This is a genomic window from Sphingomonas sp. DC5200-1 (genome assembly GCF_049897245.1).
Lineage (GTDB): Bacteria > Pseudomonadota > Alphaproteobacteria > Sphingomonadales > Sphingomonadaceae > Sphingomonas > Sphingomonas aquatilis.
In genome coordinates this window covers 1-14466 of sequence record NZ_JAFCVW010000017.1, presented here as the reverse complement: position 1 = coordinate 14466, position 14466 = coordinate 1, and the positions used below count along the sequence as shown (strand labels likewise).

Genomic DNA, 14466 nt, shown 5'->3' with positions numbered 1-14466 from the left:
TGGCAGTCGTCATTGATGCCGGTCCGGTATCGACACCGTCGATCTGGACAAGATCAATACCCTGATACCTAGTAATCTTGGAGAGGGTCGGCCATGTTTGTGCTGTCCACGAATTGCAGCACAAGAGAGAACGCCACATGCCTCGTGCGAAATCCAACACCGGTGATCTGGCGGCCATCGCGGCGAGACGCGAGGCGCTGCTTGCCGAACTGGCGCGCGTCGACGAGCAGGCGAAGCAAGCGACGGAAGCGGCCCGTGACGCCGGTCGTCCTGTCCTTCTGGCCGCGCTCGAGCGGGTCAAGATCGCTGCCATCGAGAAGTCCGACGCCCGCACGATCGCAGCGGCGCTCGCCTCCCATGGCGGCAAGGCAGTGGCTGAACGACTGGCCGCGCTCTCGGGCTGATCGGTCGGCCGGGGCGAGCGTATTCTGGAGGATCGCATGTCCGACCAACGGCGTGTCAGCGGCAGCCGTTCGCGGATCCGATCGCGCGAAGGGAACAGGGCATCAGAGCGGCGTTCCCGCGACCCCCTCCCCCTCTCCGCTTGCCGGCGACCAGTCCCCGGAGCTCGGATAGCTGTCGTGAACGGTCGCTCGACGGATCGTCGGTAGCACACCCGTCGTAGCGGATGCCGTTCCCGCGATCGCACCAGTCCGTCGCAGCGAGGACGGCACCGGCTCCCGGCAACCAAGGCTCCTCGGCCGCTAGCCTCGCGCCTTTCACCAGCCCCATCGCGGTCGCAACGGGTACGATGGCGGGACATGGGCGATCGTGCGGAGTCGCTGACGTTGCCTAGATCATGACGACCAGGCGATCCGATCGAGGCTATCGGCAGATAGCGAGCTCCGTTGCCGCTGGTCCGCTTCCCAACGGCCGCTGACCCGCGTTTGGCGTGCACGCGCAAGCCCCAACGCGACGCTACCTGACACAGGAACGGTCACCCTGCGGCCGATCAATCACACCGATTCGTCGCTCGGCATGAGGAGCGACGGGGATGGTCCCTGGCGGTCAGCCCCCCTCCCCTTCCGGCCGGTGTATGACGCCGGCTGTGCTGGCGGAGTGCCATCGACGGGGCGGTCGCGATCATGGCCGGGAGACTTACCCCCTCCCCTCCCCGGTCAGCTTGTCGTCACTTCCCGGCTTTTGCCTTCCGCGCCTCTTCGGTCAGGGCCAAGTCAAGGAGAAGCGTCATTGCCTCACCCTTTGAAACGCGGTTGCGCCAGACGAAGTCCTCGAAGCGAGCACGATCCTCGGGACGGCACCGGACGTGCACCGCGTCGGTAAAGGTCGGCTGCCGGACCTTGGGCGCCGGCCGCTGCGCCGGTGCGGGAGCCGGCTTTTCGGAGCGAAAGCCCAGCCCCTCCCCTGCTGATTTGGCTGCGGCCAGCTGTTCAGCGGTGGGGACCGGAATGTCATCATCAGCGGCGAAGCTGGTGATCGATCGACGCGATGCCGCAGGCTTCTCGCTCATGCGCCCAGTCCTTCCTTGAGCAGCGTCACTACGTCGAACGCGAAGGCGTTAGCGTTCGCCTTCGCGCTGTCGAGTGAACCGACATCCGCCGCAGTCATGTCGTCCAGCGTACCGCCCATACTGAACAGGCCGCGGAATGCACCGCGCTCGGCGATAGCGGTCGAGATCATCGGGACGTCTGCATCTTCCAGATTGCCGACGACGGCTTTCAGGTCACGCGGCCACAGCCTCGTCGAAGCAGGCGTCCGCGTCAGAACCGCGGCAAAGGGCAAGGGGCGCTGGCGCGCGGTACCGGCATTGCGAATCGCCTTGAACGCGCGCGCAGCTTCCATGGCGTCGAGTTCGGAGCCCTGGATCGGGACAAGGGCGAGATGCGACATCATCAGTGCGTTGGTCGCCCGCGCGCTGGCCTTCCCTTCCAGGTCGACGATGACATAGTCGGCGCGTTTACGCGCCGCGTCGATCGTACTGATGATCTCGTCCTCATCGATCTCGGGTACCACCTCGATATTGTCAGGCTTCCCGTCCTTCGCCGCCCAGCGTGACAGCGGGAAATTCGGGTCGGCGTCGATCATCACGACGCTCGACCCTTTCGAAGCGAGAACCGTCGCGAGAATGAGCGAGGTAGTGGTCTTCCCCACCCCGCCCTTCGGGGACAGCATCGATATCACCGGCAACAGATGTCTCCTCAGGTTGATCGGCGGATGTGCACATGTGACGCACCAACCACGCCGCGAACGTGTGACCAAAGTTGCACAAGCCCCCATTGGTGACAAGTGCGCGATGGTCGCTTGCGCACTTTATTGACATGTAAGCCGTGTGAACATGGGCACCGCGTGAGCATTGCGGGCGTTGGATGGCTGGCAATGGGTCAGGCACCGGACGCGGCTTGCACTCGCGTCCGACAAGCGACCACAGTGCCGCGTTCCCGACAGCATCGCCCCGTGCGCCAGGGGACCGCCTTCGCTCGGCGATCGGACGGCACGTTCAAGCGCCACGTGTGAGCATGCTCACATTGAGTACATGCTCACGAGGAAACTCGCAGAGGCACTCGCCCTCCCCTGCCCTCACGCCTGCTTAGGACGACCAGCGTCTATTCCACGCAACCGCGTTCAGCCAGCGATGGGAGTTGACCGAGTTTCGCCGACCGAGCAATCAGCGCAACCAAACCGCCGAGGCGTTGTCCGATCGCCTTTCGCGACCGGCGACGTCAGCGATCCCAGTGCAGCCTTGGTGTGGTCGTAAGCTCACCGCGGCGACATGTTCACACCGCACTCATGTACATATGGCTCTGATGTTCACCCTGGTCACACGTTCACATAGCTAGGACGTTCACCTTGGCGACATGCTCACCGCCTGAATATGTTCACCTCGATACCCGTGGAACGGCCTCGCCACATCATTGGCCATCCTGTCACCGCCCGCACCCGAACCGCGCGGCGCTGCCGCGGGGAGGGGGGGCAGGTCGTCGGCGCTCTGCTGGTGAGTGCAGCTACCTGGGACGAATAGGCTCCTGTACTGGCGAGAGGCGCAACCGCGCTTCAGCCGCGACGATCCTCCTTGAACCTGTCGACAATGCGCCCATGTTCACGCTGTGAACGTTTGCGCGCGCCGTTGTGCGTATCACCGCCCCGCGAGAAGACCCTGCGGCAGAGAGCAAGCTGGACCGAATTCCTACCGGCTCGCGGCTACTTGGTCGCGAGGTTTATACGTTCACCGCGCTGACATGTTCACGCCGTGCACACGTCCCAACCTTCAAAATGCTCACACCGTGAACGTTAGCCATGTGCTCACTCGGTGCACATTGTACACTTTGCGCACATGGTCGTCGGAGGCATGGTGCACCGGCTTGCCTCGGTGGCGGCCACGTCGCCGGCCGGAATGGTCGCTGCGCCCAGGCAATAACCAACGGTCGCCCTGACCATCTAGCCGCACACCAGCCAGACATACGACGCCGATCGCAGAATGGCGTCGCCCACCAGCAGCGTTGCGTCGGCCGGAAACGACGGCCGATAGCTTTGGCCGCGCCGGATCCAGAGGCCATCCAAGCTCGGCAGGGTTGACAAGGGGAGGTCGCCCAAATGCGATGCCGCGTCATGCGCGCCGACTTTGCGAGCCAAAGATGCGCCGAAAGAAGCTGACGAACGCTCGGCAGGTGCCGCCGCACAATTTCGACCTCGATGTCGCGCGGCCGCTTTGCCACTACACCTCTGCTCCGTGCAGCCGGCGGCCAGGAAGCCGGCGGCGTGCCCCGCGGGGCACGCCGTCGCTTCGGAACCGGGTGTTGGAAACCAAGAGTGAGCTTGGCGCGAACGCCTTTAGCCGGGCGGCCTGGACATACGCGTCCGCCACCCGGTCAATCGAACCGGCTCTCACTCTTCGGGGTTTCCACGCCCCGGCCCGCGTCTCCGCAGGCGCCTCATCCTTACCGAACGGCTGCACCGCGGCGCAACCCGCCATTGTCCCGCTATTCTGTGGTATCTCTTGAAGAAGCCTTCTCCCTTGGGCCAGCGCCCGCCGCGATCGCCTAGAGACCGACGACAGGGAGAGAAAATCGCGAGGATCCCCCCTCAAGGTCTGACGGCTCACTCCTCCCAGAGCGGCTTGGGATTGCGGCGACGCTTGGCCTTTGATGGCCGGGGGAGGGGGGATGCCGCATCGAGCTCCCGATTGATTGCCGCCAGGTCCGAACGCCACGCCTGGATACGAGCCGATTGGTCATGCATGGAAAGCCTCCGTCTGTTCGAGTGAAGACGAGGTGCCGCTGGACGGTCGGTTGGGGCCGGGGTCCAGGACTGCGCCAGCAGCCGCGCGAGCGGGGCGTGGGGGAGCCGATTGTCTCGGCCCTGGAGCGCCAGCGGAACGGGCCGGGAGAATTGGGGGAACCGCGCATCCTTGACGCCGACCCCGGCCGGCCGTCACACTGGGGAGACGTCGACGACAGCCTCTTCTTTTCTTCCCGTTGGACGCGGCGATCCGCGAGCAAGCGACATGCCCCAACGAGGTAACGAGCCCAAGACGGCCCCGATATGACGCGGCCGTGCAGGTGCAGCTTCGCCGGGTTGACCGAGCGCGGTCACGGCATCGCTGCGTGGGTCACCATGATCGATGGCGACAGCTCCCCTGACCATCGCGATCCTCGGCCTGGCGCCTCTCGCCGGATCGGACGCACTGGGCGCGCTGCCAGCACCGGACCCCGGCGGCAGGACCGCCGGAGCCCGACCGATCAGCGCTCGTCGGCGCGCATGATCGTCAGGACGCGTACCGTCACGGATGGGTCTGAGGGGTCTTCCGAGCCGGCGGACAGGTCGGCGTTGTAATAGTCGATCTTCCACATGCAGGCTGCGCCTTCAAAGTCGAACGTGCCGAGGTCGTGTTCGCCATAAGGGTCGTTCGCGCGCGTGAAGGCGTCATAGCCCCGGATCGCTCGGAGGAGTTCGGCGCGCTTGCGGAAGTTGCGGAAGATGCCAACGTCGCCGATCAGTTCGGCGATCCCGCTGGTCATCATGACCCGGTCGGTGCCGGGCTGGGTGATGTGATCGCGCAGCCGGTCGTTGAGGCGCGCGATCGCGCTGGCGGCATCGGCGGTACTTGCAGGCCGGGGGGTGGCATCGGACATGACGGTCTCCTTGACGCTCGAGCCCCGGTGATCGGGGCCTTTCGACACGCGGCAGGACCGCCGGGGCATAGCCGCCCGGCGCACCCGAAGGGTCGAAACGGCAGTGGAGAAGCCCGCGCCAGCGGGCTTGCGCCGGGCTGCGCCTCGGCGAGGACGTGCGCGCCAGGAAAGTCCCGGATGATCGCCGGAAGAGAGTAGGGGGCCGCCCTGCCAAGCCGCCCCACCATGCTGGACGAAAGCGGAGCCGACCCGCTATCCTTCATCGATGGAGACCGGCGCCGACATCATCGCCCTGTGGCCCCGCTGGCTGGAAAACGTCGGCGAGATGCGTCGGATGAACGCGCTCGTTCGCGTACGCTGCGCGGTCTGCGGGACGATACTGCGCGTCGACCTCGACGACATCGTTGCCCGCCATGGCGTGGGCTATTCGCTGGTCGACAAGCTGGAGCGCTGCCGAATGGTCGGCTGTGCGGGCTCGACCTTCTATCTCGCATCGCGGACCTACGGGCAGGCCTGGACGGCGCTGCTGCGCGATCCGGCGTTGCTCGGGAGCTTCGCGACGTTGCCACCGGTCCGTACCGCGCTCGGTTGACGGCCCACAGCGATGTGCACCAACTACCGCCGCACCAAGGGCTTCGATCAAGTCTGCGAGGAGTTCTACGAGACGCGCATCCCCGTACGCTTTCCCGAGCGTCATCAGGCACCCAATCTGGAGCCGCAGCCCGAGGTTCGTCCCACCAATCGCGCGGTCGTCTTGCGCGCGCAGGAGGACGGGGTTGCGCTGACCTGGATGCGCTGGGGATTGATCCCCTTCTTCCATAAGGGGCCGGTCAGCGGCTGGAAGGCTGCGACGTTCAATGCCCGTGCCGAGGGCGTGAAGACGGCGCCGTCGTTTCGCGATGCCTTCAAGCGACGCCGCTGCCTCATCGCTGCCGAAGGGTGGGTCGAGTGGAAGGGGGAGGGCAAGCCGAAACCCAAATTCTACGTCGCTCCGCGGGACGGCGCACCGATCTGCTTCGCCGGCCTGTGGGATCGGGCGAGGACGCAGGACGCGGGCGAGATCGAGAGCTTCACGATGGTGACGCAGCCGCCGGGCGCGCTGAGTGATCTCCATGACCGCGCGCCGGTTGTGTTGCGGCAGGAGGATTGGGCGCGTTGGCTCGATCTGGAGGCGCCGGTCGATGACCTGCTGACGACCGAGCCCGCCGATCTCTATAGCATCCGGCCGTTTCACGAGGTCACCGGCGGCCTGCTCTGAGGCCGTCAGGTGGTCAGCCGTCGGCCTCGTCGATCAGCTTCTGCACGCGGGCGATGGGGGTATCGTCGATCGGTCGGATCGTCTCGTCGCATCCCGGACAATCGATCGTCCGCGCGAGGCGAAGCGTCTTGAACGCGATGTTGAGTGTCCGACCGCACGCCGGGCATTCGGTTTGCGCGGCGATGTCATCGAGCTCGTGCGCCATCGCGCGACGATAGCCGGGATCAGCGGATCTGGTGAGCCGGTGAACCGCTCCACCGGGCCCGGGCGGGTTCGATGCCCGCCCGGGCCCTTGGTCGAGACGGGGAGGGGAGGGGGGCCTTTCAGCCCCCGGGATGTCAGGCAAAAGGGTCGTATTCGTTGACGATGATGTGCGAGCTGTCGTGATCTTCGGCGGTGATGACGGCGTATTGGGTGCCGATGGCGATGACCATGGTGGCGACCATGAGGCTGCGGGCGAGGCTGAGGGCGGATTTGCGGGCGATCCAGATGTCGTTGAACATGTCCGAGGCTCCTGTGAAGCCGACGGGGTTCATCCCCGCTCGACAGGCGCCCGACAGGACGGGGAGGGGCCGCGATCACTTTTCGCCGGCACGGCAAAAAGCCGTAGCGAAGCGCCCGGACCCTTCACGGGTTGATCGTACAAGGACCCGCACCGGCCCAAGGATTGCGCCTCCAAGAGCGGGGTGAACCTCGTCGGCCGGGAGCGTCGTGGCTGAAGCACTGGGCCGCCCTCGACGTTCACCACGTCGGCGATCCGGTCGCTCCCTTTCCTCGCGCGCCCACTCCGCGTGCCGCGATGGCAAGACCAGTGCTATGCGCCAGCGATCCTATTGCGCTCGACAGGCACAGCGCGCCGGTTGCCTGCGATCGGCCCCGTTGTGCGCCACTGCCTTCGTCAGCTGATCGTCACCCGGATGGGCCGAGACCCGTCAGGGGCTCGGTGGAGCGTCAAGCGGAATAGAGCGGCGGTCCCGGCGACAGCCGGGAGACGTCGACGATGTGTTCTGCTACGGGGACTGGAACAGCAGCGTCATACCTGCGGTGCGTTGCCGGTCGAGGTCGGATACTGATCCTTCGCACCGGGCAAGGGGAGGGGGTACCGCCGGCATGGGTGCCCCACCCGCCTGCAAAGCATCGATCAGTCGAAGCCCTCGCGCGGCGGCTGCGCGCTCGGCGGGACGTAGGTGGCATTCTTGACCGTCTCCTCCTGACGCAAAACCCAGTCGAGCGGACCGGTAGGCCAGAAGCGGGCCGGCGCGATGACGCGGCCATCGAACTCAAGCGGCGTCGCGTAGCGGGTGGCGACAGCGGCGAGCACGTTCAGGATGATGAGCGTCAGCAGCAGCCAGAGCAGGCTGCAGAGTGCTGTCCGGCCCATGCCGGTTGCGCCTCCGAACCAACCCAGGCCGCTCGTCATCGTGACCGCGAGGCCCTGCGCGGCGAGAAGGCCGACAATCCCCGCCGGCACCATCAGCTTGAGACGCAGGATCGCCGACCAGAATAGTCCGGCGATGAGGTGGGGCAGCAGCAACACGCCGATGCCGATGGCGATGAGCCGCGCATCGTCGGGAAGCGCTGCAAGGAAGGCAGGATCGAAACGCATCAGCGCAGCAGCCAGGACAAGCCCTGTGCCACGGCAGCGCGGGCACGTTCGCGCTTGCCGACAGGCGGGGGCGGTGCGGGAGCGGGATCTGCGTCAGGAAGGACGGAGGTCAGCGCCTGCTCTGAATAGTTCAGCACCAGCATGTTTCGGATACGCGCGGCGGGGAGGTAGATGGCGCCGCCAACCGGCTTTGCCTCCTCCACCACCAGTCCGGCAGCGACCGACGCGCCCGCATCGTCGCGCCGCATCATCGAGCCCCAGCTGCGCGGCAAGCTGAGATGACCCTTCTCCTTGGGTTTGCCGCCGATCATGTAGATGAAGCGATTGGGCTCCGACAGGGTCAGCGCCTTGATCTCGCCGTCGTCCGACAGACGGATATCGGCGATCCCTCCCGCGTAGCCGAGGCCGCGACCGTCTTCGACCGCGTCGGTGAGGACATAGGCGAGCTGGAAATAGCCATGGTTCGTCGGATCGATGATGTGCTGGAATGCCCAGCCCTGGGTGTGGCTGTCGAGCCCGTCGAGCACCAGCGCCAATCCCCTGTGCCGGATCATGACGGCGACGAGATAGGACAGAAAGATGAGGATGAAGGCAAACTCGATCAGGCCGAGCGGCTCGCCCGGGCCGAGGTCGCGGGCATTGGGACCTGAGGTCGGGCGGATCATCAAACCGGCGACGACGCGATAAGGCGAGACCAGCCCAGGTCGTTCGGGCCCGCTGAGAATTGCGACGATCCCGTCGCATACGATCGCACCGAACAGATGCGCCGCGAGGCTGATGCCACCCGCCAGCGCGAGGCTGTTGAGCGCGGTAAGCGGTTGATCGGGCCGTCGTACGCCGTGGCGTCGGCCCAGATTGTTCCAGAAGATAAGCCCGGTGATGCCCGGGAGCAGCCACAGCAGTGCGGTAAGAAGGGAAAAGGTGAGGCTCAATGCGAGACGTTCAGCGTCGCGTGGTCTCGTTATTGGTTACCGCCTGGGGCGCGTCGACTGCGGTGCCTTCGCGACGGGTGCGTTCGGTCTGCGCCTGCGACAGGCGCCGAGCGAGCTGGAAATAGCCACCCGCGGCGGCGGCTGCGCGACCGATCGCGCGCTGCTGCCTGACGTTCGTGACGAGCATTGCATCATCTCCCGGCCGAGGGGTCTTGGCCGCTTGTGGTCAACATAACGCTCGAAACGGTAAAAAGGTAGAGTGCGGGATCACGTCATCGGCGCGAGCACGGTCCTTCGACCTGCCACTTGGGCATCGTGTCTCAACCGACAAAGGTTAGGAAGGGATGCCTGGCGCGAGGCAGCACGAAAGAGCCCGGGAGCCGAAGCTCCCGGGCCGCCCGCCCCGATCAGAAGGGGATGTCGTCGTCCTCATTGTCCTGCGCGGCGCCCTGCTGCTGCTGGCGGGACTTGCCGTAGGAGAGGAAGGTGACCTCGTCGGCGATAATTTCGACGCCGAACCGCTCGATGTCCTGTTGGTCGGTCCAGCGGGTGTAGTGGATCCGACCGCGCACCATCACCTTCTGGCCCTTCTCGACATATTCGGCGACGGTCTTGGCGACACCGTTGAAGCAGGTGATCCGGTGCCATTCGGTATCCTCGAGTCGGCGGCCGTTTTCCTTGAGGACCTTGCCCTCACTGTCGCGCTTCGGCCGCGAGGTCGCGAGGCTGAAGCTGGTGATCTTGGTGCCGCCCTGGGTGGTGCGGGTCTCGGGGGCGGCGCCGACGTTGCCGGCGAGGATGACGAGGTTCTGCATGTCGAGGTTCCTTTGTCCTGCTCGAGGGTTCGTTCCCTCGGCTGAACACCGTCAAAGACGGCCAGGCCGGTGGCTCCACCGGAGCGCGCAGACGCGAAGGGAAACCCCATGGCGAGGAGTGGTGCGGGCAGCCGCGAAGCGGCAACTCGGTCCGAAGCCATGCGGGTTGGAGCCGATGGACGGCCGGCTTAGGTCGTTCAGTGAGGAGAGGGGATGGACCCTCTTCAGGCAGTCGAGCGGAACCACGATATTCGTGAAACCGCATCCGGCCTGCGACCTCGCTGCCACCCCCGCCCCGGATTCGGGCGGCACCTTCGATCGTCGTTCCCCCACTGACCTGCGCTGCAATCGCATCGAGGGCTGGAGCGATCGAACGGTTGCGGGCCGAACCGGAGCAGCACCATCATCCTTCATACCAATGCATGTCGAGGCACGTTGCCGACAGGGGACGTCAGGGGCGAGCAGGGGGGCGCGGCTGCGACACCGACCCTCCCAACGCCACAGGCATACGCGCCTTGGCCGAACCGCGCCCGAAGTCGAGAATGTTCCCTATACAACGACGCTCCGCGCAGCCTGGGGCGATCGAGCAACGAACGCGGACGTCTGATACCTCCTCTCGACAGGGGGTGGGAAGCCTGGTGCCGACCCCACGCGACGCCGGCTTCTCCGACGTCGGCGGCAGCCCGGTCTCTCCTATGAGCCCCGCCGATCAGTTGCGAGCAGACCTCAATACCCGGACCCGGGTTCGCCGAGCGGTCGGGCAGGCGACCTCCGCTCGACGATCCCCTGATCCGATGAACGGCTCGATCGCGCGGCCGAACCGGTCGGCGCGTGTCGAGGGGCGACAACCAACCGGCCGATGGCGCGCTCGCGCCCGCCGTCCGCAATCAGGCCGGCGTGACGGCGCCCTTCGCGCGGCGGGGCTTGCGCGCCGGCACGGCCGACGCCGCGGTCGTCTCGGCCGGTGTCTTGGGCTTGCGACCGAGGCCGATCTTCTTCGCCATGGCACGCCGCGCCTCGCTGTAGGCGGGCGCGACCATCGGATAGTCGGGCTTCAGCTTGTAGCGTGCGCGATACTCATCCGGGGTCAGGCCGTGCGTGGAGAGGTGCCGGCGCAAGGTCCGATAGGGCTTTCCGTCGATCATCGAGATGATGCGATCGGGTGAGGCCAGGGATTTGCGCACGGTGACGGCAGGAGCGTGATCGACCGCAGTGACTTCGACGGCGTCCTCTGAGGCTTCGCCGCTGACCAATTGCGTGATCGACGCGTAAATCGCTGTCAGAAAGGCGGGCACGGCCTCCGGATCGGCGCGCGTGTTCGGGTTCGATAGCCAGGCTGCGGTCACTTCGGTGGCGAGTTCGATCGTGTTCACAGTCTCGGTCATCCTGTCCCTTTCCGTCGTCCACCACAGGGTGGATGCGACGATCACGCAGCGCGCTCGGAAGAGATAATAGCATTGGTGCAGCGACGTGCCACTGATAACCGCTGATAACCGCTGTTGCGTGCGATGCGATGTCGATCGCGGAAAAGCGAAACGCCAAGGCTGCCGGACACCGCCAGGAAATGGGGACCAGCCCCCTCATAGCGAGGACCGCCGGCGCACCGGCGGTCCCGTCGTCGATCAGGCGCGACTGACCTCGCGCTTCTGATCGAGCGCGGCCGGGGGCGTCCCGAGCGGTCCCCGGCGGTCGACGACGCGGACGCCCGCTTTCTTGGCATCGATGACGAGGCGCTCGGTCACGCCATTGCCCTGAAAGGCGATGAGATAGCGCGGGCGGAGCGACAGCATCTGCTCGTTGCGACGAAAACCGGCGCGATCGCCGAGCTTGCGGTCGAGACCGAATCGAACCTGCTGGACGCCGTGCTGCTCGGCCCAGGACGCCGCGATGCGCTCGATCCCCTTCATGTCGCCGCCATGGACGAGGTACATGTCCCCGACCCGCTCGCGGACGGCGTTGAGCGTGCGCAGGAGATTGTCGCCGAACGTCTTCATGTCCCCGTCGCAGGTGAACGTCAGCCGGCCGCCGGCGAAGACGACGGGGGTTCCGACCGCGGTGTTGGCATCGCGGACGCGCTCACGCCGCGCGCGCAAGAACGCCTGACCATCGACGATTGCCGAGGTAACCCCCAGTGAGATGCGATTGCCGGTGGCGGGCACCCAGGATCGACCGGTCTCGCGCATGTAATGCGCCGCGGCAGTGTCGCGCATCTGCTCGTAGCAGCCGGCCGCCTCCTCGATCTTCTTCGCGAGCTCGACCTTCTCCTCAAGGTTCGTGCTGTTGATCTCGGAGCCGTCCTGCTCGGCGATCAGCAGTCTGATCTCGTCGGTAAGACGATCGATGGTGGCGTGCTTCTTCGCGGCCGCGCGGTGGAACAGGTTCACCAGGCCCCAGCCCAATTCCTCGATGTCGCGCTCCAGGGACGTGTTGAAGAGGGTCGCGAAGAGGTCGCTCCAGATCGCTGTCGTGGTCTGATCGAGGGCCTCGCTCGGGGGCGGTGCCATCCCGGGCAGTTCGTCGGAGCGCGGCTCGAGGTGGCCCAGTTCGAGAGCGGCGAGCGCCGCGGCGAGGGAAGTAGTCATGGCGACAGCCTTTCATTGCAGAGGCCGGCGGCCTTTTCCGCCGGATGCGCACCTCCTGGGACGCCGCAGCAGAGCCCGACGCACCGCCGCTTCGCGGCGGGGAACCCGCGAAAGTCGGGGTGGCGCGGGCAGCCGCGGTACGCGGCAACACGGCCCGGCTTTCGCGGGTTGCGGGGGGATCGCGGGGGCCTATGTGCCGCATCCCTCCGGCGAAAAGGGCGCACGCGGAAGGTCCGCGAAAGGATGCTCGTCACGATCCCCTTCGACGTCATCGCCACGACTGGCCAGCGATGCCGCGCCATGTCGCGTCCGGTAGGAGCATCTCCCCGGCATCGTCGCGACCTAGCGAGGTGACTGGCCGCCTGGGCCCTCTTGCTCCTGCTGCGTCAGCGAGAGTGGCTGCGGATAGAACTACACATCACTGCGGGGTCCGCCCCGCCAGATCCTCGGTCGGCGTGCTCCCGACCCGACAGCGAGTGGCGACGGTGGGAGATCCCTTCGACCGTAAGGGCGAGCCGCGACAAAAGAGCAGACGCATGCCGGCGCGCGCGGCACAGCCCCGCTAGTGCGCCGACGATCAGCCCTGTTGCCCGCGCCGTTCGTGCTTACGCGGACCTCGTGATCTCTCCCAAATCGGGCCGCTACGCGACCGCGCGCAACCCCGATCCGGGCGGCACCAAGGGCGGTCCGTTCGAACGCTGGGACGCGGAGGCGAATGAGCGAAAAGACTTGGGCGCGTCGATCGAGCCGTCACTGCAAGTCGGCTCGCAGGTACGGCGGTGAACCACGGGGCCGATGGCGGGCACAAGGCTTACCTGAACGTCGCAGGGGCGCAACGATGCTGCCTCACTGCGGATCGTGCGATAGATGCACGGCGACCGACGTCCCGAGGCTGGAGTAGCGGCTGCTGGCATTACCGGACGATCTCCCTTAGCCTGATGTAACTTGTGGAGACGCAGGTCGGGGCGTGGAAACCTCGTGAGTGAGGGTCTGCTGACCATGCAGGGCGGCGCGTGAGCGTCGACCTCGCCGTGCGTCTGCCTGCCAGGCACGCGATATTTCCCCGACCCTGTATTTGGGCCGAATTGGCGCGCTTCACGGACACGCCGATCTCGCGCTCAACGCTGGGACGCGGAGAGTGTGTTGGACGACACCAACGGTCACGAGGCCGGACAGGACGATACAGCGCTGCGGCGCGCCAGGGTGCAGCACCTGCTTCAAGAAGCACAGTCGCTTCTGCTCGAAGCCGGAGCGAGATCCGCAAGCGTCTATCTTGAGCGCGCGATGGCGTGCATCGATGTCGACGTAGCGGATGACCCCACGCAGATCGCCGTTGCCGCAGCGATCATGCCGGGTGAATCCGCGCTGCGCCGTGCGATGGGCGGTGCCTTGACGATTGTCGGCACCCTATTGGCACGCAACGATATCGTCGCACTCGACGAATTCGGCCGGTTGCTCGCGCTGTTCGGCGATGTGTCAGCGGTAGAGGACCCGGCAATGGGGTCCATCATCGATGGCTGGAGCGCGACGATCCGCCATGCCGCAGGCGAGGTCGAGCGCCCGATGAATGCGTAACGGTCAGCGCAGGGCGCGGCGCAAGCGACCTGGCTGATGGGAGTGCTCACCCTTGGCCGACGGCATAAGTGAGACACGATGCGTCCCCGATCGCCCCAGTTGCTCTCCTAGGGACAGGACAACCGCCTTGAGGCGAGCGCTCGCGGAGCGCGTCGGCGGCACGATTGAAGTCCTCAAGCCAATTGCCGATCGGGACACGCTCGTCGACGGGGAGGGCGGCCTGCGCTTCTTGAAAGGCGATGAGGTCCGTCGGTGCTTCGCCAATGATCCGGTCGATCTCGTCGGGCGGCAGCAAGCCGCGCTCACGAATGAACTCGGTGATGCTGCCGGGGCGCGGCGTTGCTCCACGACGACCGAGCACGGGACGCCGCCAGAGCCCGTCGACATTGCGCAGCCGGGGCTTCGCCCGCGCTTCCATGAGAACGATGATCCGCAGTTCCGGGATGGCGAGTTCCATCACCTCGTCGGCCTTGATGCTGCCGCAGAAGAATTATGTCGCCATTGAGACGATCCATTCCCTTTGACGGGATAAGGATATTGTCCCATTATCGATCGGGTCGGGGCAATAAAATGGAAACGCCCAGTGTCATGTCGAGGGTTCAGTGCAT

At 66.0% G+C, this 14466-nt stretch carries 17 protein-coding genes; 5 read left to right on the top strand and 12 right to left on the bottom strand.

What is annotated here, in order from left to right:
- Positions 1–137: 137 nt before the first annotated feature.
- Positions 138–404: a hypothetical protein gene (locus ACP7A3_RS19935; protein ID WP_043061316.1), complete on the top strand. Its 267-nt coding sequence runs from the start codon at positions 138–140 to the stop codon at positions 402–404.
- Between the two features lie 725 nt (positions 405–1129).
- Here ACP7A3_RS19935 and ACP7A3_RS19930 read toward each other — a convergent pair.
- From ACP7A3_RS19930 to ACP7A3_RS19920, 3 genes are all read right to left on the bottom strand, one after another.
- Positions 1130–1471, bottom strand: a complete 342-nt coding sequence (locus ACP7A3_RS19930; protein WP_043061317.1) for a hypothetical protein — start codon at positions 1469–1471, stop codon at positions 1130–1132.
- Entirely contained in the window at positions 1468–2142 is a 675-nt protein-coding gene (locus tag ACP7A3_RS19925) for a ParA family protein (protein ID WP_244885654.1), read from the bottom strand. The genes ACP7A3_RS19930 and ACP7A3_RS19925 overlap by 4 nt, the downstream gene beginning before the upstream one ends.
- A gap of 2555 nt (positions 2143–4697) precedes the next feature.
- Entirely contained in the window at positions 4698–5090 is a 393-nt protein-coding gene (locus ACP7A3_RS19920) for a DUF3768 domain-containing protein (protein WP_061780325.1), read from the bottom strand.
- Positions 5091–5355: 265 nt separating this feature from the next.
- On the opposite strand from ACP7A3_RS19920, the gene ACP7A3_RS19915 reads away from it, so the two are divergent.
- The gene (locus ACP7A3_RS19915) at positions 5356–5682 is read left to right on the top strand and encodes a hypothetical protein (protein WP_043061319.1); all 327 of its coding nucleotides are present in this window, start codon (positions 5356–5358) and stop codon (positions 5680–5682) included.
- Positions 5683–5694: 12 nt separating this feature from the next.
- Positions 5695–6348, top strand: coding sequence for an SOS response-associated peptidase (locus ACP7A3_RS19910; RefSeq protein ID WP_052814254.1), 654 nt, complete (start codon positions 5695–5697; stop codon positions 6346–6348).
- Between the two features lie 13 nt (positions 6349–6361).
- Here the strand turns inward: ACP7A3_RS19910 and ACP7A3_RS19905 are convergent, their stop codons facing one another.
- The 8 genes from ACP7A3_RS19905 to ACP7A3_RS19870 all read right to left on the bottom strand — a co-directional run bounded on the left by ACP7A3_RS19905 (position 6362) and on the right by ACP7A3_RS19870 (position 12283).
- Entirely contained in the window at positions 6362–6553 is a 192-nt protein-coding gene (locus tag ACP7A3_RS19905; RefSeq protein WP_043061320.1) for a hypothetical protein, read from the bottom strand.
- 133 nt (positions 6554–6686) lie between these two features.
- Positions 6687–6851, bottom strand: a complete 165-nt coding sequence (locus ACP7A3_RS19900; RefSeq protein ID WP_165800937.1) for a hypothetical protein — start codon at positions 6849–6851, stop codon at positions 6687–6689.
- 638 nt (positions 6852–7489) lie between these two features.
- Positions 7490–7954, bottom strand: coding sequence for a hypothetical protein (locus ACP7A3_RS19895; protein ID WP_043061321.1), 465 nt, complete (start codon positions 7952–7954; stop codon positions 7490–7492).
- Positions 7954–8886, bottom strand: a complete 933-nt coding sequence (locus ACP7A3_RS19890; protein WP_043061322.1) for a hypothetical protein — start codon at positions 8884–8886, stop codon at positions 7954–7956. The genes ACP7A3_RS19895 and ACP7A3_RS19890 overlap by 1 nt, the downstream gene beginning before the upstream one ends.
- A 10-nt stretch (positions 8887–8896) precedes the next feature.
- A complete protein-coding gene (locus ACP7A3_RS19885; RefSeq protein WP_156477747.1) occupies positions 8897–9073 on the bottom strand; it encodes a hypothetical protein in 177 nt (58 codons plus the stop codon).
- A gap of 220 nt (positions 9074–9293) precedes the next feature.
- Positions 9294–9701, bottom strand: coding sequence for a single-stranded DNA-binding protein (locus tag ACP7A3_RS19880; protein WP_043061323.1), 408 nt, complete (start codon positions 9699–9701; stop codon positions 9294–9296).
- A gap of 887 nt (positions 9702–10588) precedes the next feature.
- Entirely contained in the window at positions 10589–11086 is a 498-nt protein-coding gene (locus ACP7A3_RS19875) for a MucR family transcriptional regulator (RefSeq protein ID WP_043061324.1), read from the bottom strand.
- Positions 11087–11323: 237 nt separating this feature from the next.
- A complete protein-coding gene (locus ACP7A3_RS19870; RefSeq protein ID WP_052814255.1) occupies positions 11324–12283 on the bottom strand; it encodes a DUF2493 domain-containing protein in 960 nt (319 codons plus the stop codon).
- A gap of 618 nt (positions 12284–12901) precedes the next feature.
- On the opposite strand from ACP7A3_RS19870, the gene ACP7A3_RS19865 reads away from it, so the two are divergent.
- Entirely contained in the window at positions 12902–13066 is a 165-nt protein-coding gene (locus tag ACP7A3_RS19865; RefSeq protein WP_157846251.1) for a hypothetical protein, read from the top strand.
- 360 nt (positions 13067–13426) lie between these two features.
- A complete protein-coding gene (locus ACP7A3_RS19860) occupies positions 13427–13858 on the top strand; it encodes a hypothetical protein (RefSeq protein ID WP_043061325.1) in 432 nt (143 codons plus the stop codon).
- A gap of 46 nt (positions 13859–13904) precedes the next feature.
- Here ACP7A3_RS19860 and ACP7A3_RS19855 read toward each other — a convergent pair whose 3' ends face one another.
- Positions 13905–14315, bottom strand: coding sequence for a hypothetical protein (locus ACP7A3_RS19855; protein WP_426256977.1), 411 nt, complete (start codon positions 14313–14315; stop codon positions 13905–13907).
- Positions 14316–14466 lie beyond the last annotated feature (151 nt).

Coding starts and splice junctions, on each gene's coding strand:
- ACP7A3_RS19910 (WP_052814254.1), top strand. CDS start 5,695: ATGTGCACCAACTACCGCCGCACCAAGGGCTTCGATCAAGTCTGCGAG.
- ACP7A3_RS19905 (WP_043061320.1), bottom strand. CDS start 6,553: ATGGCGCACGAGCTCGATGACATCGCCGCGCAAACCGAATGCCCGGCG.
- ACP7A3_RS19870 (WP_052814255.1), bottom strand. CDS start 12,283: ATGACTACTTCCCTCGCCGCGGCGCTCGCCGCTCTCGAACTGGGCCAC.
- ACP7A3_RS19855 (WP_426256977.1), bottom strand. CDS start 14,315: ATGGAACTCGCCATCCCGGAACTGCGGATCATCGTTCTCATGGAAGCG.
- ACP7A3_RS19895 (WP_043061321.1), bottom strand. CDS start 7,954: ATGCGTTTCGATCCTGCCTTCCTTGCAGCGCTTCCCGACGATGCGCGG.
- ACP7A3_RS19875 (WP_043061324.1), bottom strand. CDS start 11,086: ATGACCGAGACTGTGAACACGATCGAACTCGCCACCGAAGTGACCGCA.
- ACP7A3_RS19920 (WP_061780325.1), bottom strand. CDS start 5,090: ATGTCCGATGCCACCCCCCGGCCTGCAAGTACCGCCGATGCCGCCAGC.
- ACP7A3_RS19935 (WP_043061316.1), top strand. CDS start 138: ATGCCTCGTGCGAAATCCAACACCGGTGATCTGGCGGCCATCGCGGCG.
- ACP7A3_RS19885 (WP_156477747.1), bottom strand. CDS start 9,073: ATGCTCGTCACGAACGTCAGGCAGCAGCGCGCGATCGGTCGCGCAGCC.
- ACP7A3_RS19915 (WP_043061319.1), top strand. CDS start 5,356: ATGGAGACCGGCGCCGACATCATCGCCCTGTGGCCCCGCTGGCTGGAA.
- ACP7A3_RS19880 (WP_043061323.1), bottom strand. CDS start 9,701: ATGCAGAACCTCGTCATCCTCGCCGGCAACGTCGGCGCCGCCCCCGAG.
- ACP7A3_RS19900 (WP_165800937.1), bottom strand. CDS start 6,851: ATGTTCAACGACATCTGGATCGCCCGCAAATCCGCCCTCAGCCTCGCC.
- ACP7A3_RS19930 (WP_043061317.1), bottom strand. CDS start 1,471: ATGAGCGAGAAGCCTGCGGCATCGCGTCGATCGATCACCAGCTTCGCC.